Origin of the sequence: Pseudomonas sp. LS1212, from assembly GCF_024741815.1 — a bacterium.
In the GTDB taxonomy this organism is placed as follows: domain Bacteria; phylum Pseudomonadota; class Gammaproteobacteria; order Pseudomonadales; family Pseudomonadaceae; genus Aquipseudomonas.
Genome location: NZ_CP102951.1, coordinates 1,964,622 through 1,991,394 on the forward strand (window position 1 = coordinate 1,964,622; position 26,773 = coordinate 1,991,394).

Genomic DNA, 26,773 nt, shown 5'->3' on the forward strand with positions numbered 1-26,773 from the left:
AGCGAACGAAGTGTGCCAGCCCTTACCAGTCTGATGACCGTGCGCATTGCTCAACTAGATGGGCAAATCATTTTGGCTAATAGCCTTGGTTCCTACATTGATGAACTAGACGCCTATGCGGCGACTAAGCCCGATGCCTCGCTTGAACAAGCGCATACCTATTTTCAGGAGGTCCTCGACTCCAAGCGAGAAGCTGATCGCCAAGCAGCCGAGGGTATGGCGCGCTACCTCAAGGCAATGTCGCAGTCGACGAAACCCCCTGGCTGGGAGGCGTTCGAGGACCACTGGCAGGAGTGGCGCGAGGAGGGGAAGCAGGCCGAGGATTCGCTACAGCAGATCGTTTCTGCGCAGCACTGGGCCCAGGTGCTGCAGCATGTCCAGATGTTGCGCAGCTACGGATTGGCCGTTACCTCAGCCAGCTTGGCGGTTGCTGAAGGGCTTGAGGGACTTATCGCCTCGACCACCGCCCAGGTTCAGGCTGACCGGATGGTAGCGCAGCAGGTACGCAGCGGTTCTCAATGGGGGATCGGTGGCTTTTTCGTTGTCGCGGCGCTGACGTTGCTCATTGGTTCGGCCCTGGTGGGGCGCAGCATTGTCGGGACGCTGGAGCGATTGCGAGCCGCCATCGTTAAGGCTGCGTCAAGCAAGGATTTCACCGGGCATGTGGACACAAATGGCGCAGCAGAAGTAGGCCAGGCGGCACAGGCTTTCAATGAGTTGCAGGAACGTCTTCGACTCTCGCTTCGAGAGGTTTCCACCTACGCCGAGTCTGTATCGACTGCATCGGGAAGCTTATCGGCCATGTCGCAGCAGGTCTCGCAGTCTTCTAGTGGACAGAGCGAGGCGGCGCAGGAGATGGCGATGGCCATTCGCGAAATGACCAGCAGTATCCAAAGCATTTCCGAAGGTACCCAGCGTGCTCTGGAACTCGCCCGTGAAGCGGCTTGTGAGGCAGAGCGTGGCGGCAAGATCACCTTGCGCAACAGCGTTGAGATGGAGCGAATCTTAGGATGCGTTTCGGTTGCGGGTGACCAGGTCCAAGCGCTCGGCGTTCAGACTATTCAAGTCTCGGGCGTCATGAAGGTGATTCGCGACGTTGCCGACCAGACAAACCTGCTCGCATTAAACGCTGCTATTGAAGCTGCTAGGGCAGGCGATCTTGGCCGTGGTTTCGCCGTCGTGGCGGATGAGGTTCGGCAGTTGGCTGAGCGCACGGCTGGCTCGACTGAGGAGATCAGCCAGGTGGTTCAGGAAATGCAACGCTCGGCGCAGAGTGCTGTGGGGGATATGACAGAGGTCGTCAGCGGTGTCGAAGGCGGCCGGCGACTGTCCGACGAGGCTTCTGATTGCATGCAGGCCATCCACTCCAGCGCAGGGCGCGTTAGCCAGACCGTTGATGAGATTGCCGCATTGTTGGCCGAACAGAGCGAGGCCGCTCAGAATCTGGCTTTGCGGGTCCAGCAGGTGACTGACATGGTTGCCGAGAATAATCGATCAGCACGTGAAGCAGCTGCGGTGGCAGCAGACCTGGATGGACTATCGGCTTCGCTGCGCGAGGTAGCGGGGGCATTCCGGGTCTGATATGAGTCTCGTGTATGCGCGGTTGGGTACACCCCTCGCACTGCATGGGGTAACCTCCTGAACGTAGCGATGGTGGGCTGACAATCCACCGGCCATAGAGCCCCGCCAGGCGTCGAGCCCAGACCTGCGCAAGCGCGGCTACATTCCCCCGTCCCACCACCCAAGGTTTCATCTGCGGTACTATTAATCAGGTATCCTTACTTAGCAGGTTCCTTCGTGCCGTCCATCGATCTGAATGCACTGATGCTTTTTCACGAGATCGCCACTGCCGGGAGCCTGGCCCGCGCAAGCGTTCGTTGCGGTGTACCCAAGGCCACCCTCAGCCGCCAATTGCGGGCTCTGGAGGAGAAGTTGGAATTGGTCCTGGTCAAGCGCAATGCCCGGGGCGTTATGCTCACTGAAGCCGGGAAGGCAATCCTGGAGCACTGTGAGCGCATCCGCACTGAAGTGGCGAGCGTCACCGACCTAGCAAGCGAGACGCACTCGGAGCCCACCGGTACCCTTCGCATCAGCATGCCCTTCGGCTTCGGCGGAGCGGTGGTGACCCGCGTAATTGCTTGCTTCGCCCGCCAGTACCCCCAGGTTAAACTGGAGATAATGGCGACCAACAATCCGGTAGACCTCGGCGAAAGCGCCTATGACGTTGCCATTCATGTCGGCCGGGTTGGCAATCCAAATCTACCTAGCCGCTTACTAGCAGAACTGGAACGGGGGCTCTACGCGAGCCCAGAGTTCATCGCACGCTCAGGTAAACCAAACTCAATCGAAGACCTTGCAAAGGTCGATTGGGTTTTGCTGGACACACATTTGCGCGACGGTACCTGGCCAGTTGGGGCCGGCAACGCCGACAGTGCAAAAGTGCGCGCCTTGGTGTCGGAAATTGGCGTTGCTTTCCAACTGGTTCTGGAAGGGGTCGGATTATCGATACTGCCGGTGGCCATGTGCACCGCTGAAGTGGCCGCCGGCCGCTTGCAACGCCTGCTACCCGAGCTTTCGTTACCACCCACCCAAGCCTATGCCTCCTACGTCGAACGACGACATCAACCCGCACGGTTGAACGCATTTCTCGAGGTGCTGCGCGCGGAATTCAGTAACTACTCCAGAGCCAAGAGCGTTCCAGAAACGGAACAGCGGATTCCGTCCTCGGCTCTACCCGCACGCCCACATACGACTTAGCCTGTCATCTCGGTCCCATTACAAAACCTCAGCGAGGACGCCCGATGAAGACTTTCCCGCAACTGCCAATCTATACCGGCTTCAACCGACCAAACCGCATGGAGCTCGACATTCCCGACCTGGAGATCGAGGGTCAGTTGCCGGACATCGAAGGGGCGTTCTATCGCGTCGGGCCAGACCCGCACTACCCACCGCTGCTGGGGAATGACATTTACTTCAACGGCGACGGCATGATCTCCATGTTCCGTTTCGAGAAGGGGCGCGTAAGCCTCAAGACCCGCTACGCCCGTACTCAAAAGTTCCTCGCTGAGGAGAAGGCTGGCCGTCCCCTGTTCGGCGCCTACCGCAACCCGTACACCGACGACCCGAGTGTGGAAGGCATCAGTCGCAGCACTGCCAACACCAATATTTTCTTCCACGAGGGACGCCTGTATGCGATGAAGGAAGACAGCCTTCCCACGGAGATGGATCCCTTCACTCTGGAAACCATTGGCGATACCAGCTTCGGCGGAAAGGTGACCAGCGAAGCGTTCACTGCTCACCCGAAATATGACTATGCGACCGGGGAGATGATTGGCTTCGGTTACCACGCCAAAGGCATAGGGTCCGACGATGTCGCCTACTACGTAATCGACCGCCACGGCCAAGTGGTTCACGAAACCTGGTTCAAGGTTCCCTATGCCAACCTGATGCATGACTTCGGCGTTACCGAAGACTACGTGGTTTGGCCCATCGTGCCCGTCTGCACCAGCCTGGAACGCGCTCGTGAAGGCAAGCCGGTATTCGGCTGGGACAGTTCGAAGGATGTCTATCTTGCAGTTCTGCCGCGCCGCGGCGAGGGCAAGGACCTGCGTCTGTTCAGGGCGCCGAATCAGTTCTGCTCCCATGTGATGAACGCGTTCAACGACGGCAACAAAATCCATTTCGACACGCCGGCAGCTCGTAGCAACGGCTTCCCCTTCTTCCCGGACATCACCGGCGCCCCGTTCGATCGCGAAGGAGGCACCGCGCGTATGACGCGCTGGACCCTGGACCTGAGCTCCAAGGATGGCAGCTGGGAAGCTCGCACACTCTCGAACATGACGGGTGAATTCCCGAAGATCGATGAGCGCTACGCCTGCCACTCGTATCGCCACGGCTACCTGTGTGTCATGGATCCCAGTCTGCCGCTGGATCCCGCCACCGGACGCAGTATTTCCGGCCTTCTGATAAATGCTTGGGGCCATATCGACATGGCCACCGGAGTCAGCAAACAATGGTTCTGCGGGCCGAAGACCACCCTGCAGGAGCCAGTTTTTGTCCCCCGCAATGCAAACGCCCCCGAAGGCGATGGTTATCTGATGGGGTTGATGAATGTCTACGAGACCATGTCGTCAGCACTGGTAATCCTCGATGCGCAACATGTCGACGAAGGCCCTATTGCTACGGTCCACATTCCGACGCACTTGCGTAGCGGCTTGCACGGTAACTGGGTACCTGCAGATCAGCTGAGCAAAGGCAAAGCGCCGGTGGTTTGAGCCATCACGGTGTACAAAAGTGCGACCGCTGGTTGGATGGTCACGCCTTTTTGTTTTCGCCGCTTTGCCGAATTGCACGCGCCCCTGGTAGGCGACTGCGCAACAGGATGAAGGCCTTTCACGCAGGTAACGGCCCGTTCGAGACTTGATAGAGGCGATATGAGCAGACCAGGGCTGCTAGTTCCGGATGGGCAATCGGGAAAACCAAGCCGCTTGCTCACCGGAGTCTGCCTTCATGCGTCACGATTAGGTAGCTGACCTCTTGCAACGCGACGGGGAGTAACACCAGCGCGCCGGCGATGATGATCGGCGAGAAGGCAGCGGACCTCATTCTTGATTCGGCCGCACATGTTCCGGCGGCATCCATCAAACAACTACAAGAGGATTAGCTATGAAATACGTAAGGAATTGTTGGTACATGGTCGGCTGGAAAGAAGACTTTCCTGCCGGTGAAATCAAGCCGTTCACTCTTCTTGAAGAATCCATAGTGCTCTTCAGAAACGCAGAGGGCAAATTGGTGGCCCTGGCTGACCGCTGCTGCCACCGCTTGGCCCCGTTGTCGGTTGGGCGTCTCGAAAGCGATGGGCTGCGCTGCATGTATCACGGATTGAAATTTGCGGATGATGGACGGTGCATCGAAGTGCCAGGGCAGGACAGGATTTCCCCCCTTCTCCGCGTGCCGACTTATCCAGTAGTGGAGTTGCACGGTGCCGCATGGATCTGGATGGGGGATCCGGCAAAGGCTGACGAAAGCTTGATTCCTCCCTTTGTCGGCCATCTCCATTCTGACTGGTCGATGATTCCTGGTCGAATGGACTATGACGCGCACTACCGCCTGATCAATGACAATCTGCTGGATTTGTCGCATTTGACTTATGTGCATGGCTCCTCCGACTCCTTCGCTGCAGAAGAGCAGTGGGTTGATGCCAAGGTAAGCGTGCAGCGTTTGGAGCGGGGGGTTCGAGTTTCTCGCTGGATTGAGGGAACCGCTGGGGTGGGGAATGGCGAGAAGACGGACCGCTGGACCACTTACGACTTTCTGGTGCCGGGAATCTTCCTTCTTCGAGGTGATACCTATCCGCTGGGCACGGCGGAGAAGTTCAACCGCCAAGAGCCGGACTCAAGCGTAGCGCCGTTGCGTAAGACGCTGTCCTGCCAGGCAGTTACCCCGCTCACTGAGTTTACCAGCTGCTATTTCTTCGCGTTTGGTCCTTGGTCAAAGGAGCCCGACAAGAAAGAACTTTTCCTAAAAATTGCCCAGCAAGCATTCAGTGAGGACAAGGTCATCGTGGAAGCGCAGCAGCGTACCATCCGGCGCTCGCCCGGAGTGCGAGTCATTCCGCTTGCCGCGGACCAAGCCATTGTTCAGTTCAACAAGTTGCTTGAGCAGATGATGGAAGAGGAAGCACGGGGCGCAAGTGCTCCGGTAGAGGTTCCCTCCGCGGCAGGTTGATCCACCTGATCGCTCTATGCCGGCACTGAATTGATTCTAGTGCCGGCCAGCTTGGCTCTGCTTGTAATACGCCAGCCGTGATGACGTACAACGCCCCCGGACCTTCAGCATCCGCTTGGAAACTGCGTAGCAAGCAGCCTCCCATCGACTGAAACAGCAAACGCCCCGAACAAATCAGGGCGTTTGCTTGGCGTACCTTCAGCGTGTTTTCACACAACCTGGCGCGGTGGCTTTTTGCATCCAGTGTCCCGTCCTGAAAAAGGTTTAAACCTGTTTCAGGACGGGACAGGGGGTCAATCGAGCTTGAAAAGTCGCGTGGCATTGGTCTCGAAGAACTTCTTCTTGGCCTGGTCACTGATGTTCATGTTGTCCAAGGCCGTGACTTCGGCAGGATCGTATTGGTAAGGGTAATCCATGGCATACATGACGCGGTCTTCGCCGATCTGCTCTTGGGTGAATTTCACCGCAGGCTCCCAGGCCATGCCACTGTTGGTGATGTAAAAGTTTTCCTTGAGGTAGTCACTGGGCTTGCGCTCGAGCGGTTGCATGCTGGCGTAGCGCTTTGAACGTACGGTCGCGGCATGCATGTAGTCCAGGCGGAACATCCAGAAGGGTAGTGCCTCGCCCATGTGCCCGAGGATCATCTGCAGTTTGGGGAAACGGTCGAATACGCCGGCTGTGATGATGCGCAGGGCGTGCATACCGGTTTCAACCCCAAAGCCGAAAATGGCACCGTCCAAGCCACAGTCGAGCATCGGCTCGATCATGTTTTTTGGTGGCGTCATGGGGTGTAGGTAGATCGGTACATCCAGCGCTTCGGCGGCTTCGAAGATTTCCCAGAATTTGGGATCGGACAGGTATTCGCCATGAGTATGGGAGTTAATGATAACCCCCTTGAGCCCAAGTTCGGTGACTCCGCGGTGAATCTCCTTGGCGGCCGCCGCGGGGTCTTGAGGGGCTACGGCGGCCAGGCCAGCGAGGCGGCTAGGGTGACGTGCGACGGCCTCTGCAAGCCAGTCATTGGAGTAGCGGGCGAAGGAAACGGCGTCGGCTTTGTCCATGACCTGTACGCCTGGGGATGTCAGCGAGAGGATCTGCATGTCGATACCGGCAGCGTCCATATGGCGTAGGCGCTGAGACTCCATATCTTCCAGGCCGTCAATGATAAAGCGCGCCCGCTCACTGGTACCGCTGAGGTAAAAGCCCCACATGGTATTGAAGCCAGGATCATCCAGGGTCTTGCCCGTGGTCATGCGTCGATAGATATCGATCATTTCCGGCGGAGCGAAGGCTTCTTCGGTGGCGATGCGTCGATAGGGCGCCTTGCCCAGGTTCTGGTTTGTCATTGTTGTGCTCCAGATGAGTTATTGGAAGCATAACGTATATAAGGTTTGCATACGTTGTAAAGATGCGTCCATGCTATTTTGATCAAAATGAAGGCTTTACAATCTATATAAGATAGGCTTACATACTGCGCATAACTCCAATCAACCTACAGGGATCTGCTCCATGGCAAGCGCATTTGATTCTCAAAGCTTTCAGGCACTCCTGGATACCGTCGAACGCTACGTGAAAAACCGTTTGATGCCTCTCGAAGAGCTCGTCGAAGAGAAAAACGCCGTTCCGGAAGATATCGTTGCCGAGATGCGCGAAATGGGGCTTTTCGGCTTGGGCATCCCTCAGGAATATGAAGGCCTGGAGCTGGATATCGAGCAGGAGATGCAGGTACAGATGCTGTTTAGCCAGACCTCCCAAGCCTTTCGCCTGGTGTTCTGGCCTAACGTGGGGATTGGTAGCAAAGGCATTGTGTTGGCTGGCACTCCCGAGCAGAAGCAACGCTATCTGCCTAAGTTGGCCAGTGGTGAATACCGGGCGGCCTTCTGCCTGACTGAGCCTGAGGCAGGCTCCGATGCTGCCAGCTTGAAAACCACGGCGGTGCGTGACGGTGACCACTATGTGCTCAACGGTACCAAGCGTTTCATCACCAACGCCTTGCACGCCGATATTTTCACGGTGATGGCCCGCACGGACAAGAGTAAACCTGGCGCGGACGGTATCAGCGCCTTTATTGTGGAGCGCAGTACTCCAGGCCTGCACATTGGCAAGCAAGAGAAGAAAATGGGCCAGCGAGGCTCAGCCATTTGCGATGTGATTCTCGAGAATGTTCGCGTGCCGGCCGATGCCATCATTGGCGGGGCGCAAAACGAAGGTAAGGGCTTTCGCATTGCCATGCAGGTGCTCGATAGCGGCCGTGCCAGCGTGGCCGCCTCTGCCGTGGGGTTGGCTCGGCGGATTATCGACGAGGCGGCGCGTTACGCGTTGCAGCGCAAACAGTTCGGTCAGCCCATCGCGAATTTCCAATTGATCCAGGCGATGCTTGCCGACTCTGAAGCCGAATACCTCGCGGGTCTGGCACTGGCCCTGCGGGCGGGTCAGGCCCTGCAACAGGGCGAAGATGCACGCACGCTAGCGGCCTCTGCCAAATATTTCTGTTCGGAAATGGTGGGCCGCGTCGCTGATCGTGCCGTGCAGATTTTCGGTGGTAGCGGATATGTCGCTGAGTACCCGGTCGAGCGCCTTTATCGCGATGCGCGGGCCATGCGCATTTACGAAGGCACCAGTCAGGTTCTGCAACTGGTCATCGCCAAGACCATGCTCAAACGCTACGAGTAAGGCCTCAATAGGTCTTGTAGCGGGCCGACTTGATATGGCGGATCTGGCCGTTCTCGAGCCGGTAGTGGACCAGGCTGATGATGCGCAGGCTTTCGCCCAGGCGCAGTGGTCCGGCAATGAAGTCGGGCCAGTCTTCCAGCGACAGGAAGCGGCTGAGTCCTTCGAAGTCATTGCAATTGAAGCAGTCGATGTAAGCCTTGGAATCTGCGTGTTCATGGCCGGATTGCGCGTCGTCGGAGGCGTGCTTTTTATTTAAGTCGTCCTTATATAAATATCATTGCTATGGCTGCCTGAAGTCGCTAGGCTAAGGACGCAGGTGGCAGTTATGGCTTAAGCAGTCTCAACAACAAATAGAAGCCGTGCAGCGGCTCGGCAGGAGTGTGTGATGAGTATCTCCAGCACCCACCAGACCCCCGTGTCTGTGCAATCACCCGTGTCAACAACACTCAACTCCCGTGGTTACCGAGCCTGGCTGCTGTGCATGCTGGTGCTGGTGTATGCGTCCAGTTTCATGGATCGCATTATCATGGCGACGGTGGGCCAGGCCGTTAAAGAGGACTTGCAACTGAGCGACTTACAGCTTGGGTTGCTGGGTGGCTTGGCATTCGCGCTGTTCTATACCGTATTGGGATTACCGATTGCTCGTTTCGCAGAGCGTCGTAGCCGTGTTCGCATCATTGCCAGTTGCGTGATCGTGTGGTCGACAATGACCGCCTTGTGCGGCACCGCTAGTAACTTTGTTCAGTTGTTGCTGTTTCGCATGGGTGTCGGGGTGGGGGAGGCGGGGTGTGTACCTGCTGCACATTCACTGATTGCCGATCACTTCCCTCGCGAGCGGCGTGCCACGGCCCTGGCCCTGTTCTCCCTAGGCGTGCCACTGGGCGCCGCGGGCGGTGCTGTGCTGGGAGGATGGATGGTGCAGCACTATGGCTGGCGCGAGGCATTTTACGTAATGGGCTTGCCGGGTATCGCCTTGGGCCTGCTGGTGTACGCAACACTCCGCGAGCCCCAGCGTGGTCTGTCCGAAGAGTGTTATCAGGACAGTGACAATGTCCCGTCGTTCGTGACCGTATTGAAGCGACTGTTCGGTCTGGCAACGTTTCGTCGAATATCACTAGGTGCGGGGTTGGGCGGGTTTGCCGTCTACGGTATCAATCTGTTCATACCGGTGTACATGATCCGAGCCTTCGATATGAGTTACACCAAGGCTGGGCTGATGTTCGCGATCATTTCCGGCGGTGCGGGGATGATTGGTGGTGCGCTGGGCGGTGTGATCAGTGATTGGGCTGGGCGCCGTGGAGAGAAATGGTATGGCTGGGTACCGGCCTTGAGTTTTCTCGCCGCTGCTCCTTGCTACGTAGTCGGTTTCCTGCAAGAGAGCTGGCAGTTGAGCGTGGTTTGGATTGCCATCGGTTGTATGTTCGTGATGTTTCACCAACCTCCAACGTTTGCTGTGACCCAGAACCTGGCCGAGCCGCGGATGCGAGCATCGGCGTCGGCCATCCTGCTATTTGTACTCAATCTCATTGGAATGGGCCTGGGGCCACTGTTTATTGGCTTAGCCAGTGACCTTTATGCCGCTCGCGCCTTTTCGCTCGGTGATTACAGCACGCTATGCCCAGGTGGTATGGCTCCGGCGAATGCCGAAGCGATACTGGCTCAGGCCTGTCATGGTGCCTCAGTGATTGGCTTGCGCAGTGCCATCGTGACCTGTGCTGGGGGCTTCATCTTGGCGGCAATGGTGTACTACCTCGCTGGCAGGAGCATGGCCCGCGACTTGAATACCCGCGTTCACCCCTGAAGTAGCCAGGCAGGATAGCTACCATCCGGACGATGAGGACACCATGAGTTTAATGCCTACCTATACGAAAAAATGTGTTTTACGGCTAGTGGTAACCCTGATGGTGCTGACAGGCCTTGGGCCTGTGCAGGCAGAAGAGCGGGCTCCGGCAGCCGACAGTTGGCCACAGGGAGGAGGCTTCCGGAAGCAATACTACTCACCTTTACAGCAAATCGATGAGCGCTCGGTCGGACGGCTGGGGTTGGCCTGGGAGACCGACGCCAGTGTTCGTCGAGGTCGGGTTCAACGCGGAATGCAGGCAACCCCGGTAATGGCTGATGGTGTGCTTTATGCCACCGGTCCCTGGGGTGTGGTACAGGCCGTCGACGCTATCACGGGCAAAGAACTATGGCGTTTTGATCCTGAATTGGATGGTGCTTGGGCTCGTAAGACATGCTGCGATGTCAGTAACCGTGGGGTGGCCTTAGCGGACGGTCGCGTGTACGTCGGCCAGCTAGATGGCTACCTGGTTAGCCTCGACGCAAAAACTGGCAAGGTGCTTTGGAAGATCGATACTTTCATAGATCGCAGCCGAGGCTATACCTTATCCGGCGCCCCACAGGTCGCTGGCAATACGGTAGTAATTGGCAACGCTGGCGCCGAGTTTGGCGTGCGTGGCTATGTCACAGCCTACGACCTAAAGACCGGTGAACAGCGCTGGCGTTTTTTCACGGTGCCGGGCGATCCGAAAAACGGTTATGAAAGCCCGGAAATGGAGATGGCGGCCAAGACCTGGAGCAAAGACACGCTATGGGAGGCGGGTGGTGGCGGCACTGTTTGGGACAGCATGGTCTACGACCCACAACTTAACCTGCTGTACATCGGTGTCGGCAATGGCTCACCCCATCCAGTATGGCTGCGTAGTCAGGAGCAGACCGACAATTTGTTTCTGTCTTCAATTTTGGCCATCAACCCGGACACCGGACGCATGGTCTGGTATTACCAGACGACGCCGGGTGACAGCTGGGACTTCACCGCCACCCAGCCGATGGTGCTGGCAGAACTGAAGATAGATGCGCAAATCGTACCTGTACTGATGCAGGCACCGAAGAACGGCTTTTACTACGTACTGGATCGGCGCAACGGCAAACTGATCTCGGCCGAGAAGTACGTTACGGCAACCTGGGCTGACCATGTTGATCTAGCCACCGGGCGTCCGGTCAAGACCGAACAGGGCGACTACAGTAAGAGCGCTAAGCTGATCTACCCTTCACCCCTTGGCGGTCACAACTGGATGCCCATGGCTTTCAGTCCGCAAACCGGTCTTGCCTACATTCCTGTGATCGATGTAGCCATGGTGTTTTCCACCGAAAAAGCCTGGCATTACCAGAAGGGAAGCATGGATTGGGGATCGACCTACACGCCCTTTTTTGCCCTTCCTCAGCAGGCCTTGGCGCAATTGACCGCCAACCAGCCCAAGCCGCGCTTCGAGGAATACCTTATGGCTTGGGATCCTCTTAAACAGAAAGAGATTTGGCGTGTACCCAATAGTGGCATGTGGAATGGCGGGACCCTGGCGACTGGCGGAAATCTCGTATTCCAAGGTACCACCGATGGTCATTTGCGAGCTTACCGTGCTACGGACGGCCAGTTGCTCAAGGACATTCATGTTGGCACCGGCATCATGGCGGCGCCTATGAGCTACTCGATCAACGGTGAACAATACATTGCTGTCCTGGCCGGTTATGGCGGGCTGGTCGGCTCACAGCTGATGCCGGGTGCCGCTGCCTATGAGAACTCCAATCGTGGTCGATTGTTGGCATTCAAGCTCGACGGCACTCCCACGCCTCTACCCGAGAGGCGCCCAGAGCCGGGACTGAACGAATTGCCAGCGCGCTTGCCGGTAAACGCCGAAGCGCTGGCCCAGGGCGCGCACCTGTTCGCGCTACATTGTGCGCGCTGCCATGGCGGCGGGATTGGCGTAACACGTTCCAATTACCCGGACCTGTTCAACATGCCGCTGGGCATGCACACCGCGTTTGAACAGATCGTGCTCGGCGGCATCCTGGCTAATGGTGGTATGGCGTCTTTTGCGGATGTGCTGGATGCCAAGGGAGTAAGCAGTATTCAAGCTTATCTGATCGACACGGCCCACCGGCAGCGTGATGGTGAAACAGTCGCGCCGTCAGTACGTGGACACTGATAACAATAAGAACTTTTGCAGGAGAGTGCGAGATGACCCAAGCCCATTATGCGTCTGGACCTGCATACGGGCGAGATCAAGTCTTTCGCACCGGGGCCGTACTGCACCGTGCAAGAGCATGTACATATTGCTTCCCGGCAGTCGGGGCATGAAGGCAACCTGGCATTTGTCGTGGACCTGCGCTTGCGCTGTCAGGTTCACGGTAACTGGGTGAGCGCCCAAGCCCTGGCCCGCTGATTCCCACTTCCCCCTGTCGCAACCTACCGTAAGCACGGCCTGACTGCACATTCGAGGCGGTCGGCCGCTGCCTGCCTACGTCGCGATCATTTATTTTCACCTTACATAAGGCTTCCTGGCATTTACTCGTTGAAAAGAACATTTATATAAGTAATATTGTTATACGGCGCGGCGTCGACGACGACCTGCTGGTGGAACGACGTTCTTATAAAAATAAACGAGGAAGGCGTTGTGAAGAATTATCTCAACCGTAACAAGCGCATGTGGTTCGTGGTCCAGGCAGCGAGCGCCTGCATGGTCAGTTTGGCGGGCACGACCAGTGTGCAGGCTTACACCTTCGACACCGGCAACCCTGATTACAACCTAAGCCTTGGCGGCACGCTGCGTTACAACCTGGGCATGCGTGCCGAAGGCCGCCAGGATGATGTAGTGGCCGCCGGCAACAACAGCACCTACAGCTACGCCAAGGGTGGCATCTACACCAACCGCCTGGATCTGCTGACCGAGCTGGATGCCGACTTCCGGCAGACGGTAGGCATAAGGGTCAGTGGTTCAGCCTGGTACGATCAGGCCTTCAACAACTCGCCACCTGACGAGGTCACGAACTACACCAACAATCACTGGTCCGACACTGCCAGACGCTATAGCGAGGGACCGTCGGCCGAGTTCCTCGATGCGTACGTCTGGGGTGCTCATTCGTTCGCCAACGGCATGGATGTCACCGGGCGGGCAGGGCGTCAGGCGGTGCTTTGGGGCGAGGTCATCGCCTCGTCGGCGCACAGCATCTCCCACGCCCAGGCACCGACGGATCTGAACAAACTGTTTTCCAACCCGGGGGCCACGGCCAAGGAAACCGCCTTGCCGGTTGGCAGCCTGTGGGGCCAGCTGCAACTAAACCCGCAGTGGTCGGTGGAAGGTCAGTACTTCTATGAGTGGCGCCCCAACCGCTGGCCCGAAGGCGGTACATTCATGGCGCCGCTGGACTTCGTCCTGGAGGGGCCGGACACCGGCTTTGGCAGATTGCGCAACGGCGGTATCGACTCGCCCCATGCGCCCCAGTTTGGTGTCGCCGTACGCTATGCCCCGCAATGGTTCAGTGGCGCGACGCTTGGCCTGTATGCGCGGCAGTTCAACGAAACCAGCTTCTGGACAGACATTGACTTTGCCGGCGGTGAATACAATTTCCGCTACGCCGAAAAGACCAAGTTGTACGGCATCAGCCTGGCCAAAAGTTTCGAAGGCGTGAGTACCGGTTTCGAAATGAGTGTGCGCCAGGACGCGGCCCTGAACTCGACCTCGACACTGATCGATGGGGAAGGCGCCACAGGTAATACATTTCACGCCTTGGTCAACGGACAGATGTTTCTGGGCACCAACCAACTGTGGTCGTCCGCCTTGCTGATGGGCGAATTGGCTTACAGCCGCTGGATGAGCGTCGACCACAATGAGCAGTTGTTCAACCGCTGTGACACTGACGCCCGACGCGCTGTCGGTACTGACGATGTCGACTATGGCTGTGTTACCAAGAGTTTCTCCTCAGCCTTTCTGGTGTTTACCCCCCAATGGACCGCTGTCGCACCAGGATGGGACCTGTCTGCGTCCAGCAGCCTGAGCATCGGCTTGCACGGTAATGCCGCGACGCTCAGTGGTGGCAACGAGGGGGCTGGGAGCTATGGCATTTCGCTGACGGCTTCTTACAACCAAAAGCACGACTTTACCCTGGCGTTCAACGACAACCTGGCCAACAGCAAGCGCACCCCAGCGGGTATTGACACCACCAACGGGCTGCCGTTGCAGGATCGAGGCCGCTTTGTGTTCACCTACCAAACCTCAATTTTCTGATCGCCTAGCCGGCGACCTAGACGCACTGAATAAAAACAATCAAGCATTGTCAGGAGATTGCAGAATGAAAACTACACACTCAATGCTCACCGCCGTGCTCGCGACCTTCACACTGGTCGGTCATGCATTGGCAGCTCCCAGCGCTGCGGAAATCGCCGAGCTAGGCAACAAGCTCACCCCTTGGGGGGCTGAAAAGGCGGGCAATGCCGATGGCAGTATCCCGCCTTATACCGGCGGCCTGACAACGCCACCCGCAACGTATGATCCTGCCAGGCCAGGCTGGCGCACAGACCCGTTCCCGGACGACAAAGCGCTGTACACCATCGATTCCAAAAACATGGACAAGTATCCGGATAAGCTTTCGCCGGGCACTCAGGAGTTGATGCGCAGATACCCAACGTTTCAAATCGACGTGTACCCCACTCGGCGTACCGCAGCCTATCCACAAGCTGTGCTGGAGAACAGTCAGGCCAACGCAAGCCGTTGTACGCTCAATGAAAAAGGCGGGATAGCCGATCCTGCGGTATGCCATGGCGGTATTCCATTCCCGATTCCAAAGACGGGTCAGGAAGCGATTTGGAACCTGTTCGCGCGCTATTACGGCAAGGCGATCGAATATCAGTGGACTGCCAATTACGTCAAACCTTCTGGCGAAGTGGTCAGCCCCAGCGTGACCAACCGACAGGAAGCTTCGGGTTTTTATGCAGACCGCAAGCCGAACTGGCGCGGCTATACCCGAACTGAATACACGGGGCCGGCGCGACTACGTGGTCAAGCCACCTATTGGTGGGACATGTACAGCGATCTGGACCGCCAAGCCTGGACTTACAGTCCAGGTACCCGGCGTGTCCGCCTTTCCCCTGACTTGGCTGCAGATACGCCCATCGCGGCGTTGGGTGGCGCCGTGCTGTACGACGAGGCTTACCTTTACGACGGCAATTTCGATCGCTTCGACTTCAAGCTGGTCGGTAAGCAGGAAATGTACATCCCCTACAACAATTACAAACTGATGTACGCCGACGCCAATTCACCTTGCCATGCCAGCAAAGAATTGCTGCAGGCCAACTTCCCCAACCCTAATTGCATGCGTTGGGAGCTGCGCCGCGTGTGGCATATCAAGGGCACATTGAAATCTGGGCAGCGCCATGTGTTCGGAGAGCGCGACATCTATGTGGAAGAGGACGCTTGGTATGGTGGCATCCACGAAGGTCGTGATTCCGCTGGCAAGCTTTATCACATGACCCCAGTCGGCATTGCCGCGTCCTACGATATCAAGGCCCCGGCACAAGGCACTGCGATGTCGTTCGATTTGAGCACTGGCATTTACGTGTACAACGCCTTGGGGGTCAACGGCAATCGCCCGGTTGAGCCTCACTCGGAAAATCAGATGACTTCGAACTCTCTGAATCGATTCATTCTCAATCCTTGACGTAAGGAGGCGTGTGCAATCGCGATGAGGTTGCACACCCTTCGCCAGTACAAGAATAACAAGGTGAAAGATTATGTTGATCGAAAGAGTTGCCCAACTACTGGTTCTTATGCTGTTTGTTGTCAATGGGTACCCTGCCATGGCCGACTCACAGGATATCCCGGCACGTGTCAGTGACAAGTCATCGGTGAATCGCTTAACAGCGGTCGCCCGCACTCCACAGGGGTTGGTGGCTGTAGGCCCATGGGGGCGGATTTTGTTGGGCGACGCTGCAGGTAACCGCTGGCAGCAGGTACCTGTGCCAGTCAGTTCGGACCTGGTAGCTGTCAACTTTCCTGATGCAGTCAATGGTTGGGCTGTGGGGCATGACGGGGTCATCCTGCACAGCCAAGACGGGGGGCAGAGCTGGTCCAAGCAACTCGATGGCCGACAACTTGGAAAGTTGCTCACCGAATATTATGAGCCGCGAGTCGCCAGGGGCGAGGTGGATGCGAGCGTCATGGACAGCGTCGATCGCATGGTTACGGACGGTCCCAACATGCCTTGGCTCAATGTTTCGTTCAGCGACGCTCGCAATGGCCTGGTGGTGGGTGCGTTCAATCTCGCTCTGATGACTCACGACGGCGGTCAGACCTGGATACCGTTGCTTGAGCGTACGGCCAACCCGGAGGGCATGCATCTTTATGGCCTGGCGCGATCGGGGGCCGACCTGTATCTGGCGGGCGAGCGCGGGCTGCTACGACGCTGGAATCAGTCACGTAACACCTTCGAACCTTTACCCACGCCCTATCGCGGCACCTTTTTCGGGCTCTCGGCAAACGGAAATACATTGATCGCCCACGGACTGCGGGGCAACGCGTTTGCCAGCCATGATCGCGGCGATCACTGGCAACGTATCGAGACAGGAGCAGACGCATCTATTACCGCAAGCGCGACCCTGGCAGACGGCTCTTTGGTGTTGGCCTCCCAGAGCGGTCAGCTCATGGTCAGTGATCCTGCAGAAAACACCTTCGCCCCAATGACCCCTGCACGATCAATGCCCTATTTTGGCATCGCCGCGGGACCGGGCCGTTCAGTGATAGCGGTTGGCCCCTACGGTGTCCGCGTCGAAACGATCAAGTAATTTATCAGGGGGCACTATGGCTATCGACATGAATCAAAATGGCCTGTCTGGCACACCTGTCACGCTGCACGACTTTGACCGGCGTTCGGGCAATCTGATGGAACGCGCGTTGTTCAACCATCGGCTGCTGTTCGTCCTACTCTGTCTGTTCGCCACACTGGCGCTGGGTTGGCAGGCAACCCGCTTGGTAGTGAATGCGGGATTTGACAAGGTCATTCCTCAAAATCATCCCTATGTGCAGAACTATTTTGCCAACCAGGACAAGTTGGTCAGCCTAGGTAACTCGGTGCGAGTTGTCGTGGAAAACACCCAGGGTTCGATACTCGATCCTGGCTTTCTCGATGCCAGCTTCAAGATCAATCAGGCACTGTTCCTCACACCCGGGGTGGACAGAGCCTGGATGAGCTCGATCTGGATGGCCGCAGTGCGTTGGACCGCGGTCAACGAGGATGGCTTCGAGGGTGGGCCGGTCATGCCGGAAACCTACGACGGTTCCAGCAAGAGCCTTGAGCAATTGAACGCCAATATTCACAAGGCGGGCATTCTGGGCAGCTTGGTGGCCACCGACATGAAGTCGATTATGTTGGTTGTGCCCATGCAGGACCGGGACCCCGAAACCGGTGTACGACTGGACTACAGCACTTTTGCCTCCAAGCTCGAGGCTATCCGGCAGCAGTACTCGACGGTAGGCAAGGGCGGTAACGTCGACGTTCATATCATCGGTTATGCCAAGCTGGTGGGTGATCTGATCGATGGGCTGGCTAACATCGTTAACTACTTTCTGATCTCGATCGCCATCGCTGCCGTGTTTCTATACGCCTACACCCGCTGTGTGCGAAGTACTGTACTGGTGGTGGCCGCGTCCTTGGTCGCAGTGCTCTGGCAACTCGGCATCGTTGCCAGTTTGGGCTTTGAGTTGGACCCGTACTCGGTGCTGGTGCCGTTTTTGATCTTCGCTATCGGCGTCAGCCATGGCGCACAGAAGATGAATGGCATCATGCAGGATGTCGCCCGCGGAACGCCGGCCTATGTCGCTGCACGTTTTACCTTCCGCCGACTATTTCTGGCGGGACTCACTGCCATTCTCAGCGACGCAGTGGGATTTGCGGTGTTGATGATTATCGATATTCCGGTAATCAAGGAATTGGCCCTGACCGCCAGTATTGGCATGGCGACGCTGATTTTTACCAATTTGCTGCTGCTGCCCGTGGTGCTCTCATACACCGGCGTAAGCCGCACCGCAGCCGCTCGGGCATTGAGCACCGAGAAAAACGAAGACGCCGGCAGGGGACTGGGACGAGTACTGGACGGCCTGGCACGGTTCACCGAGCGCCGACATGCGGTGGCGGCATTGTCGCTGGCTCTCGTGCTGGCGGTGCTAGGGTATGGCGTTCGCAGTCACTTGGCCATTGGCGACCTGGATCCTGGTGCTCCGGAGCTTTGGCCTCAGGCGCGTTACAACCAAGACATTAATTTCATAAACGATCACTATCGATTGTCGAGCGATCAGTTTGTAGTCATGGTCAAGACGCCAGCAGACGCTTGCTCCACAAGTGAGACGCTCAAGGAGGTCGAGCGTTTCACCGTGATGCTACAGGAGTTGCCCGGGGTTCTGCAGGCTAGCGCCTTGTCGGATAACGTGCGCAACATGATCGCCGGTCTTAACGAAGGCAGTCCCAAATGGCTGACGATCTCGCGTGACCCCGCACTGACAGGCGTGGCCTCCTTTCAGGCCATGACAGACAATCCTGGGGCTGCAGACCGCATTTGCACCCTGTTGCCGGTGATCGCCTACCTCAAGGACCATAAAGCCGAAACCTTGAAGGCCGTGGTGGCTGCCGCCCAGGCTTTTGCCGACGAGAACTCCACCCCTGAGCGGCAGTTTCTTCTGGCAGCAGGCAGTGCCGGCATTGCGGCAGTGACCAACATTGTGGTCGAGCAAGCCAACCACACGATGCTCTTCTACGTCTTTGGCGCTATAACCGTGCTTTGCTTGATCACCTTCCGCAGTTGGCGCGCAGTACTGGTGGCGATCATCCCGTTGATGTTGACGGCGATTCTGTGCGAGGCCCTGATGGTGTGGCTGGGCATTGGCGTCAAAGTGGCGACCTTGCCGGTTATCGCTCTGGGAGTGGGCATTGGTGTCGACTATGCGTTGTACCTATTGTGCGTGCAATTGGTGCTTCAGCGTCGTGGTGTGCCTTTGAACCAGGCCTATCGCCAGGCGCTTGGTTTCACTGGCAAGGTGGTAGGACTGATCGGTGTGACCATGGCGGCAGGTGTGGTGACGTGGATTTGGTCACCGATCAAGTTCCAGGCTGACATGGGAGTTCTGCTGACCTTCATGTTTGTCTGGAACATGTTTGGGGCGCTAATTCTGATGCCGGCGCTATCGCATTTTCTGTTACAGACCCGAGTACCGTCGCCGCAACCTCAATCTTGCGCCGAAGATGTGAGTAAAGTGCCGCGCAAGGTCGATGCAGGTGTTCATCGGGTTGAAAATCTTAGTGTCTGAATGCAGTCATCATGACAATAACGAGAGAGATCGATATGAGTGAGCAAGAATTAGCACCGCATCCGTTTGAGCCCTGCTTCGAATTCGCCTTCACGATCAATATCAATCTGAGCAAGGGCCGCTACTTGCGGCCGGGGAACATGGGTGCAGAGCGAGCAGCGGTGTACGTGGAGTCAGGTACCTTCGAAGGGCCAAGCATCCGCGGTACGGTCGTACCCTTCAGCGGGGGGGACTGGCCGCTGGTAAGACCCAATGGGGTCATTGACTTCGATGCCCGTTATTTGCTCGAGGCTGACGACGGTACTCTGATCTATATGCAGAACCGAGGCTACCGGTGGTCCAGCCCTGAAGTACTGGCGCGGCTGATGCGCCAGGAGCCAGTCGATCACAGTGAGTACTACATGCGAGTTTCGCCAAAATTCGATGTGCCGGCAGGGCCGCATGACTGGCTAGATCGCCATGTGTTCGTAGGGGTGGCTGAGAAAACGCCTAGTTCCAACCGGATTCATTATTTTAAAGTGCTTTAACGCAATGCGCTGCGAGCTGAGCCAATAGCTTTGTAGCGCATATACATTGTTCTGCTGGAGAATAGGGAAAGTTGGCGATGGGTAAAAGATGTGCCGCAGACAGTGTGATCACCCGACAAGCCCTCCTGGATGCAGCTCTGGATGTATTTGCCGAATCAGGATGCGCGTTTGCCACCATGGAGATGGTGGCAAGCAGGGCGGGAATGAGTCGCGGTGCCATCTACTGGCACTTCAAAGGACGAACCGCATTGCTTGGTGCGCTGCTTGATGAGCGACGTATGCCAGTCGAGGATCTGAATTGTGCAGGGGTGGATTTGGAAAGCGCTATTGGCAAGTTGCAAGCAGCAGTAGAGGTGACACTCAGCGATCCTCGATCGCGTCAGTTGTGTGAAGTGCTGTTGCATAAAAGTAAGCTTGCGCGTGAAGACCACATAATCTCGATACGGCTAGGAGAGGCTCAGAGTCGATTGGCAAGTCAGCTCGAAATCATGTTGAATAATGCTGTTGAAAATAGGCAGTTAATAGCTGATTTTAACATTTTAACTACGATTCACTTTTTCGAAATTTGCTTTACGGGGTTAATGTTCGAGTGCCTGCGCAAGCCAGTAGAATGCACACAAAAAATTTCTTCTGTATTGCTTTGGCTGCGTGCCACGCTTAAGTCCGGTCAAGAGGTGGTTATTTAGCGATCTTGCATTGATTAGATTGTAGTGGTCTAATGAAACCGGACACCCATTTAGGCGAGAATGCTCGCCAGATCGAGGTGTCAAATGACCAAACAACGCCGTTCCTTTTCCGCTGAATTCAAACGCGAGGCTGCCGACCTCGTGCTCAAGCAAAACTACAGCTACATCGAAGCCAGTCGTTCACTCGGCGTCGGCGAGTCGGCACTACGCCGCTGGGTTGAGCAGGTTCAGAAGGAGCGCCAAGGTGTCACCCCGCTAAGCAAAGCGCTGACCCCGGAGCAGCAGAAAATCCAGGAACTGGAAGTCCGGATCGCCCGCCTTGAACGGGAAAAATCGATACTAAAAAAGGCTACCGCGCTCTTGATGTCGGAAGATCACGAGCGTACGCGCTGATCAATCAGCTTAGCGTCCACGAGCCGATTGATTGGCTGTGCAAAGTGTTTGAAGTCACCCGCTCGTGTTACTACGCCCAGCGTCTCAGGCGCCGGACTCCTGATATTGAGCGGCTTCGGCTGCGCAGTCGGGTCAATGAACTGTTCACAGAAAGTCGTAGTGCTGCGGGCAGCCGCAGCATCTTGTCGATCATGCGTGAAGACGGCGAGCAACTGGGGCGATTTAAGGTACGCAGCTTGATGCGTGAGCTTGACCTCGTGAGCAAACAGCCAGGTTCTCATGCCTATAAACGAGCGACGGTCGAACGGTTGGATATCCCGAACATCTTGAATCGGGAGTTCGATGTCTCGGCCCCCAACCAAGTGTGGTGCGGCGACATCACCTACATTTGGGCCCAAGGGAAATGGCATTATCTGGCTGTTGTGCTAGATCTTTGCGCGCGCCGGATAGTGGGTTGGGCATTGTCGGAAAAGCCGGACGCCGAGCTGGTTATCAAGGCACTGGATATGGCCTATGAGCAACGAGGAAGACCTCAGGGCCTGCTGTTTCACTCGGATCAAGGGTCGCAGTATGGGAGTCGTTTATTTCGCCAGCGGCTGTGGCGTTATCGCATGCGCCAGAGCATGAGCCGCCGGGGTAATTGCTGGGACAATGCGCCGATGGAGCGTGTGTTTCGCAGCGTGAAAACTGAATGGATACCGACCATGGGCTACCGAACTGCTCAAGAAGCCCAGCGCGATATCAGCCATTTCTTGATGCATCGGTACAACTGGATTCGCCCCCATCAATTCAACGGTGGGCTGGCGCCAGCTCAGGCCGAAGAAAAACTTAACGTCGTGTCCGGGATTAGTTGACCACTACAGATCACTCTATATCGTGGGGGCAGAGCCCCCGGCTATAATCGGACCAACTGTTTCAAGGTAGATTGACCCCAGCTGTTGTCAGGCAGAGGGGACTGTTCGCTGCGCAGCTCCTACCTTTCGCGAATCTTGCCAATCACCTTGTGCAAGGTACCGCGAAATTTCTCCAACTCCTTCTCACTCAAACCGCCGAACACCTGTTCTTCGATCAATTGCATGTCAGCTTGGCACGATTTGACGAGTGCGTGGCCGTTTGCTGTCAGGCTCATGGACAACAGTCGACGGTTTTCCGGATTTTCTGCGCGTACGAGCAAACCGCGGGACTCTAACGCTGTCAGCATCTGCCCCATCGTTTGGGGGGTGACGTAGAAGCGCCGAGATAAATCAGCTGACGACAAGCCTGAATGCTGAGCAACCACTGCCAGCAGGGTGAACTGTAGCGACGTGATGTTTTTTTCTTTAAGGGCAGGCTCGATCCACAACGCTCGCAATGCATGGAAGGCCTGGGCCATTATGTACATGGTGGTTTGCGTGGACGGGTGTTTGGTCTTGACGGTTGTTTCAGATTCAACGAATTTGTTCATGGGTTGCCATTAACGCTGTAAGAATGATTTCTATAAGGTAGCATTATATAGGGGGGGGCTCCAGATTCTTTGAAAGAGAGATCGACAACACCCACCTCTCAATTTTTTCTGGCGGGTTCCCAGGATTAGTCGATCCAGGGTTTGATGGGGCTCACCCGTAGGGGTTGGCTACTGCATAATACCCACAAGGTGATGCTCGGCCGCTTACGTTACGCTATGATCTGCGACTAACTTGACCTCTGTAATGAACCCTTTACCTCGGCTCTTTCAAGCATGACAAATCAGAAACACGTGGATCCGAACCTGGAGGCTCTCGGCCACCTGTACGCTCGAATCCCATTTCTCGTGCAGCGGCTGGATCAGGTCACCGCTGCCCTGTTCGCCCTTCATCACGGGCAACGCAGCACACCTACCCAGTTCCACTCGTTGGCTGTTCTACACTCACGCGGCCCCATGATGCAGGTCGATTTGGCGAGGCTGATGGGAGCGGACAAGTCAACGATCGGCTTGGTCGTGACGAACCTTTTAAAACATCACTTGATAGCACGCACGGTAGATGAGAATGACAGGCGCAGGAAGCTGGTCTCGCTAACAGAGAAAGGAAAGGATTTTTTGCATGCCGGACGTGAGAGTCTACAGAACGCTGAACGCGCTCTAATGGCTCCTCTTTCAGAGATGCAGTGGGAGCAGCTCTCTTTCCTGTTGAATAAATTGGCCCCCCAAGCGCCGACCTCCGAGCCTCTATCTTGGGTGCACAACCGGCCAACCTGGCTTGCCCGCCGCTGCCTGCAGTCCATCGAATCACGGTTGTCAGGTGAAACCGGGCTGTTTGGGCTGACCCTGCGCCAGTACGCAGTGCTGTACATCGTTTTCTGTCATCCAGGCATCAGCGAATCACAAGCAAGGCGATTTTTGGGCTACGAGACGTCCAATATCACTCTGGTCGCCAATATATTGGCCGATAAAGCAATGATTGAAAGAGGGCAGACAGCTCGTTTTTCTCGGAAGTGCTATCGTGTTAGCAAGTTAGGAGCGGATGTGCTTCGTACAATTGAGCCCCGGCTCCGAACGATAGAGTTTGAATGGTTATCAGGAATGAGCGAGCAGGAAAAGTGCACACTAATCGAATTACTCTGCAAACTGGTGGTGGCGCACGCAGATAAGGTCAAGGCACCTATTGAACCACTGGAAGAGGTATCGCGAATCCCGACTTGGCCTGCCAGCTGTATCAGCAGTTACATTTTCGTTGAATGATCGCCACTCCCGCCCCTGATTGTGGGGCGAGGGCGATCGCGTCGAGGGGCGCGCGGTCGTTCGTCGGCACGCGCTGCCGAGCAATCCCGAGACCCATCCCCAGGAGAGGCATAAGCTGCGCTAGCCAATGATGGAGCACCCCAGATCGGGCGTATAGAACACCTATTTCACGCGGATTTTGCAATATCGAAACGACCGTACTGCCCGTCACCGTACAATAGGCATTCCGATCGCTCTTGCGACAACAAAATCTCTTTAATATTACCAACAAATATAGTGTGCGTACCGACATCAATAACCTGCGCCGTCTCGCAGTCGAAACAAGCCTCTGCCGTCAAAAGTACCGGTGCTCCAGTGGCTAATTCCCCCCAGTCTCCGTCCTGAAAGCGCTCATCGGCACTCAATCGGCCAGCAAAACGGGTGGCGATTGAATTGTCGCGCGTCCCTAACAGGTTGACCGCAAACCGCCCACTTTTCAAAAATGTATCGTAAGATCCATTGCTGCGATTCATACAGCACAACAGCATAGGAGGATCGGCGGTTACCGAGCAAACGGCGGTCGCGGTAATTCCATACCGTCCACCCATTGGGTCTTGGGTTGTGATAACGCAGACACTTGCGGCGAGCCGCCGCATGCCTTCCTTAAAGATTTCCGGCTGCATGTCGCTCTCCCTTATTGTTTTTGAGCAGGAGCTCAACTAGTTAATTTATCGTTGCCCGAGGATGGCCTGAAAACCCGCACATGGAACATGCGGGTCAATAACTCAGTAACTGGTGGGCCTACGATTTCGTGACAACGGGATTTTCAGAGTTCAAGTTTGCGAGGCACTGGTTCGCTCAAGAAACGAGCGACCAGAGCACGGGCTCTATCTTTATTCGCAATGCGTTGGCTAACTTCGAAAGCGCGCGGCGAGGAACCTAAATAGAACCGCTCGTAAAGATCGCCGCGGCTTGCCAGTGCGGATCCGGCAAAGTCCCATGCCAAACGACACAAGCGGGTACGCAGTTCCACATCCACCTCACCTGCTCCCCGCAGATACTTGTTCAGTACCGGCCGAAGTTCCGAGTTTTCCAGCATCGACAACGTAGGAGTGGTCAATAGGTGGTGCGAACCCACCTGGCGAATAATCTCACCCACTCGCGGCATCCAGATCGGCATCATTGCCTGTAACGGTTGGAGTAACTCTCGATTCGGTAGTACCAGACCGTTGCCGTAGTCCATGGCTTGTTCTTCGGCCGCGACCAACGCAGCCCGGGTCAGCGATGCGTAGCTCCAGATCTCCCCCAGTAATTGCGCAGTGCGGGGCGAGCTATCGCCAACCGCTTCGGTCATCGCGGTGGCGATCCCCCAAGCAAATTCAAGCTTCGTCTGGGCTCGAATAAAGGTCTGTTGAAAAATGTTTGCCGCCCATGTGCGCCGGGTGACCTGATTGTGAACAGAGACGTTGCCGTCGATAAAAATCCGCTCCCTGGGCACTTCTACGTTGTCAAACACAACAAAGGCGTCCTGCTCATCAAAGCGGGCTGAAAATGGCTGATCAAAGATATTGTTTACGGTTGTATAGCTGTCGCGGCAGAAGAACTTAAGCCCCGGCGTATTGATCGGGATAGCGAAGGAGAGTGCGAACCGCTGGCCATCCTCTGAAACCGGGGTGGGAGAATAGACAATGAGTTCGTCTGCAAAAGGTGAAAGCGTGGCCAGCACCCGTGCTCCGCGCACCAAAATTCCCTGCTCAGTGTCCTCAACTTTCTGCAGGCAGACTTGCGCGTTGTCGCCGCCGTTGGGATGCTGTGATTTGTCGACCGTGGCGTTCAACAGCGCGTGTGTCAGCAACAAATCATTACGGCGCAGGTGCTTCTGATATTCCACCAGCCGTTCTGCACCCGCTTCGTTACCATTCTTCGCCCATTCAACATAATCACCTGCAAAACCTGCAACGGTGACATTCTTGTAGCACGGCGTTCTTCCCAATACGCCGACAGTCCTCTCGGCGACGCGTTGTATGCAGCGATGCCGATTCTGCAGATCTTCTTTCGAGCGAGGAATGACGTGGGTTATGTTGATCATCTCTCCGGTTTCAGGGTCAGCCGTAAGACAATCCTCCGCTGACTCATGCTGGAGGTCATAGATATCGGCTAGAACTTGAGCCGTAGCGCTGAGTTGAGGATGTTCCGTGACATCTTCAACGCGCTGATCCCCCATCCAAACCTCACGCTCGGATTTCATGCCTTTTAACAGTTCTGCTCCAGTACGCGCTGTCATAATTTCACCTGTTTTATACTTGTTTTTGGTTGCTGCCAACCGCAAAGCCACCTGGCTCAAGACCGGAAAACAACATGTGGATGAGTGAGTCGTATTTTGAGTTCATTTCCTGCCGAGTAAGGTTTCCATTTAACCAGTCACGCATTACCAGCATGAAAATGCCGAGCACGAGTTCCGCCAAAAGGGCCGAATCAACGTGACCTGATATTTGTCCTTTCTTCTTGGCATCATCGATTAGCTTCGCCATGCGCGCAGCCCAACTGTGAATAAATCGCTTCAGCTCGACTCGGCAGGTGCCGTCCAGGTAAAGGATCTCTTTCAGGAAGTGGCGGCAGAGCGCAAAGTTTTGTTCATGGTGGTCTGCTACTACGTCGAAGATAGTGCGTAACTGCTGCGGCAAACCATCGTCTGGCAGAGTCTCAAATCCAGCATTAATGAGCGGTTCGAGCTCCTCCTCGAATACCAGTAGCAGGAGTTCTTCTTTAGTCTTCGCATAGAGAAACACGGTTCCCGTTGCCACCCCGGCCGCAACTGCAATATCCCGAAGCCTCGCCATTTCAAACCCTGTTTCTGCGAATGCCTTACGAGCCGCAGCCATAATGGCTGATCGCTTAGCCGTTTTATTGCGCTCTCGGAGTCCGGTTGATAGTTCCATTTGCGCCATGCACCGTTGCTGC

22 protein-coding genes are annotated in these 26,773 nt (G+C 56.2%); 17 read left to right on the forward strand and 5 right to left on the reverse strand.

The annotated features are described in order from the left end of the window. Window positions 1-486 precede the first annotated feature (486 nt). From NVV94_RS26825 to NVV94_RS09305, 4 genes are all read left to right on the forward strand, one after another. On the forward strand, window positions 487-1,581 hold the full coding sequence (locus NVV94_RS26825) for a methyl-accepting chemotaxis protein (RefSeq protein WP_408733489.1): 1,095 nt from the start codon (window positions 487-489) through the stop codon (window positions 1,579-1,581). 216 nt (window positions 1,582-1,797) lie between these two features. Further along, the gene (locus NVV94_RS09295) at window positions 1,798-2,757 is read left to right on the forward strand and encodes a LysR family transcriptional regulator (protein WP_258446890.1); all 960 of its coding nucleotides are present in this window, start codon (window positions 1,798-1,800) and stop codon (window positions 2,755-2,757) included. A 44-nt stretch (window positions 2,758-2,801) separates the two neighbouring features. After that, on the forward strand, window positions 2,802-4,274 hold the full coding sequence (locus NVV94_RS09300) for a carotenoid oxygenase family protein (protein WP_258446891.1): 1,473 nt from the start codon (window positions 2,802-2,804) through the stop codon (window positions 4,272-4,274). 418 nt (window positions 4,275-4,692) lie between these two features. Then, complete coding sequence (locus NVV94_RS09305) at window positions 4,693-5,727, forward strand: aromatic ring-hydroxylating dioxygenase subunit alpha (protein ID WP_258446892.1); 1,035 nt, start codon at window positions 4,693-4,695, stop codon at window positions 5,725-5,727. Window positions 5,728-6,020: 293 nt separating this feature from the next. Here the strand turns inward: NVV94_RS09305 and NVV94_RS09310 are convergent, their stop codons facing one another. Beyond that, entirely contained in the window at window positions 6,021-7,073 is a 1,053-nt protein-coding gene (locus NVV94_RS09310; protein ID WP_258446893.1) for an amidohydrolase family protein, read from the reverse strand. A gap of 163 nt (window positions 7,074-7,236) precedes the next feature. Between NVV94_RS09310 and NVV94_RS09315 the strand changes: the two genes are divergently transcribed. The 12 genes from NVV94_RS09315 to NVV94_RS09370 all read left to right on the forward strand — a co-directional run bounded on the left by NVV94_RS09315 (window position 7,237) and on the right by NVV94_RS09370 (window position 21,989). Further along, the gene (locus tag NVV94_RS09315; protein ID WP_258446894.1) at window positions 7,237-8,400 is read left to right on the forward strand and encodes an acyl-CoA dehydrogenase family protein; all 1,164 of its coding nucleotides are present in this window, start codon (window positions 7,237-7,239) and stop codon (window positions 8,398-8,400) included. A 34-nt stretch (window positions 8,401-8,434) separates the two neighbouring features. Next, window positions 8,435-8,656 carry a hypothetical protein gene (locus NVV94_RS09320; protein ID WP_258446895.1) on the forward strand — a complete coding sequence of 74 codons (222 nt, stop codon included), beginning with the start codon at window positions 8,435-8,437 and terminating at the stop codon, window positions 8,654-8,656. A gap of 225 nt (window positions 8,657-8,881) precedes the next feature. Then, window positions 8,882-10,201 (forward strand): MFS transporter, encoded by a 1,320-nt coding sequence (locus tag NVV94_RS09325; protein WP_258446896.1) that lies wholly within the window; start codon window positions 8,882-8,884, stop codon window positions 10,199-10,201. Between the two features lie 43 nt (window positions 10,202-10,244). Further along, window positions 10,245-12,383, forward strand: a complete 2,139-nt coding sequence (locus NVV94_RS09330) for a PQQ-dependent dehydrogenase, methanol/ethanol family (protein ID WP_258446897.1) — start codon at window positions 10,245-10,247, stop codon at window positions 12,381-12,383. A gap of 48 nt (window positions 12,384-12,431) precedes the next feature. Then, window positions 12,432-12,620, forward strand: a complete 189-nt coding sequence (locus NVV94_RS09335) for a carotenoid oxygenase family protein (RefSeq protein ID WP_258446898.1) — start codon at window positions 12,432-12,434, stop codon at window positions 12,618-12,620. Between the two features lie 231 nt (window positions 12,621-12,851). Beyond that, the gene (locus NVV94_RS09340; protein ID WP_258446899.1) at window positions 12,852-14,462 is read left to right on the forward strand and encodes a DUF1302 domain-containing protein; all 1,611 of its coding nucleotides are present in this window, start codon (window positions 12,852-12,854) and stop codon (window positions 14,460-14,462) included. 64 nt (window positions 14,463-14,526) lie between these two features. Further along, window positions 14,527-15,891, forward strand: coding sequence for a DUF1329 domain-containing protein (locus tag NVV94_RS09345; RefSeq protein ID WP_258446900.1), 1,365 nt, complete (start codon window positions 14,527-14,529; stop codon window positions 15,889-15,891). 73 nt (window positions 15,892-15,964) lie between these two features. Next, the gene (locus tag NVV94_RS09350) at window positions 15,965-17,014 is read left to right on the forward strand and encodes a YCF48-related protein (protein ID WP_258446901.1); all 1,050 of its coding nucleotides are present in this window, start codon (window positions 15,965-15,967) and stop codon (window positions 17,012-17,014) included. Between the two features lie 16 nt (window positions 17,015-17,030). Next, window positions 17,031-19,529 (forward strand): RND family transporter, encoded by a 2,499-nt coding sequence (locus tag NVV94_RS09355; RefSeq protein ID WP_258446902.1) that lies wholly within the window; start codon window positions 17,031-17,033, stop codon window positions 19,527-19,529. Window positions 19,530-19,564: 35 nt separating this feature from the next. Beyond that, window positions 19,565-20,056: a DUF3237 domain-containing protein gene (locus NVV94_RS09360; RefSeq protein ID WP_258446903.1), complete on the forward strand. Its 492-nt coding sequence runs from the start codon at window positions 19,565-19,567 to the stop codon at window positions 20,054-20,056. A 77-nt stretch (window positions 20,057-20,133) separates the two neighbouring features. Next, entirely contained in the window at window positions 20,134-20,742 is a 609-nt protein-coding gene (locus NVV94_RS09365) for a TetR family transcriptional regulator (RefSeq protein ID WP_258446904.1), read from the forward strand. Window positions 20,743-20,826: 84 nt separating this feature from the next. Then, window positions 20,827-21,989, forward strand: a protein-coding gene (locus NVV94_RS09370) for an IS3 family transposase (RefSeq protein WP_258443255.1) whose coding sequence is annotated in 2 segments (ribosomal slippage) — window positions 20,827-21,082 and window positions 21,082-21,989 — 1,164 coding nt in all. Because the reading frame shifts where the segments join, the coding sequence is not laid out codon by codon here. 119 nt (window positions 21,990-22,108) lie between these two features. Here the strand turns inward: NVV94_RS09370 and NVV94_RS09375 are convergent. Next, a complete protein-coding gene (locus tag NVV94_RS09375) occupies window positions 22,109-22,579 on the reverse strand; it encodes a MarR family winged helix-turn-helix transcriptional regulator (RefSeq protein WP_258446905.1) in 471 nt (156 codons plus the stop codon). 291 nt (window positions 22,580-22,870) lie between these two features. Between NVV94_RS09375 and NVV94_RS09380 the strand changes: the two genes are divergently transcribed. Beyond that, window positions 22,871-23,833 (forward strand): MarR family transcriptional regulator, encoded by a 963-nt coding sequence (locus NVV94_RS09380; RefSeq protein WP_258446906.1) that lies wholly within the window; start codon window positions 22,871-22,873, stop codon window positions 23,831-23,833. Between the two features lie 167 nt (window positions 23,834-24,000). On the opposite strand, the gene NVV94_RS09385 is transcribed toward NVV94_RS09380, so the two are convergent. From NVV94_RS09385 to NVV94_RS09395, 3 genes are all read right to left on the reverse strand, one after another. Beyond that, window positions 24,001-24,495, reverse strand: coding sequence for a flavin reductase family protein (locus NVV94_RS09385; protein WP_258446907.1), 495 nt, complete (start codon window positions 24,493-24,495; stop codon window positions 24,001-24,003). Window positions 24,496-24,638: 143 nt separating this feature from the next. Next, on the reverse strand, window positions 24,639-26,135 hold the full coding sequence (locus tag NVV94_RS09390) for a 4-hydroxyphenylacetate 3-hydroxylase family protein (RefSeq protein ID WP_258446908.1): 1,497 nt from the start codon (window positions 26,133-26,135) through the stop codon (window positions 24,639-24,641). Then, the gene (locus NVV94_RS09395) at window positions 26,110-26,751 is read right to left on the reverse strand and encodes a TetR/AcrR family transcriptional regulator (protein ID WP_258446909.1); all 642 of its coding nucleotides are present in this window, start codon (window positions 26,749-26,751) and stop codon (window positions 26,110-26,112) included. Before NVV94_RS09395 ends, NVV94_RS09390 begins: the two co-directional genes overlap by 26 nt. Window positions 26,752-26,773: the final 22 nt, after the last annotated feature.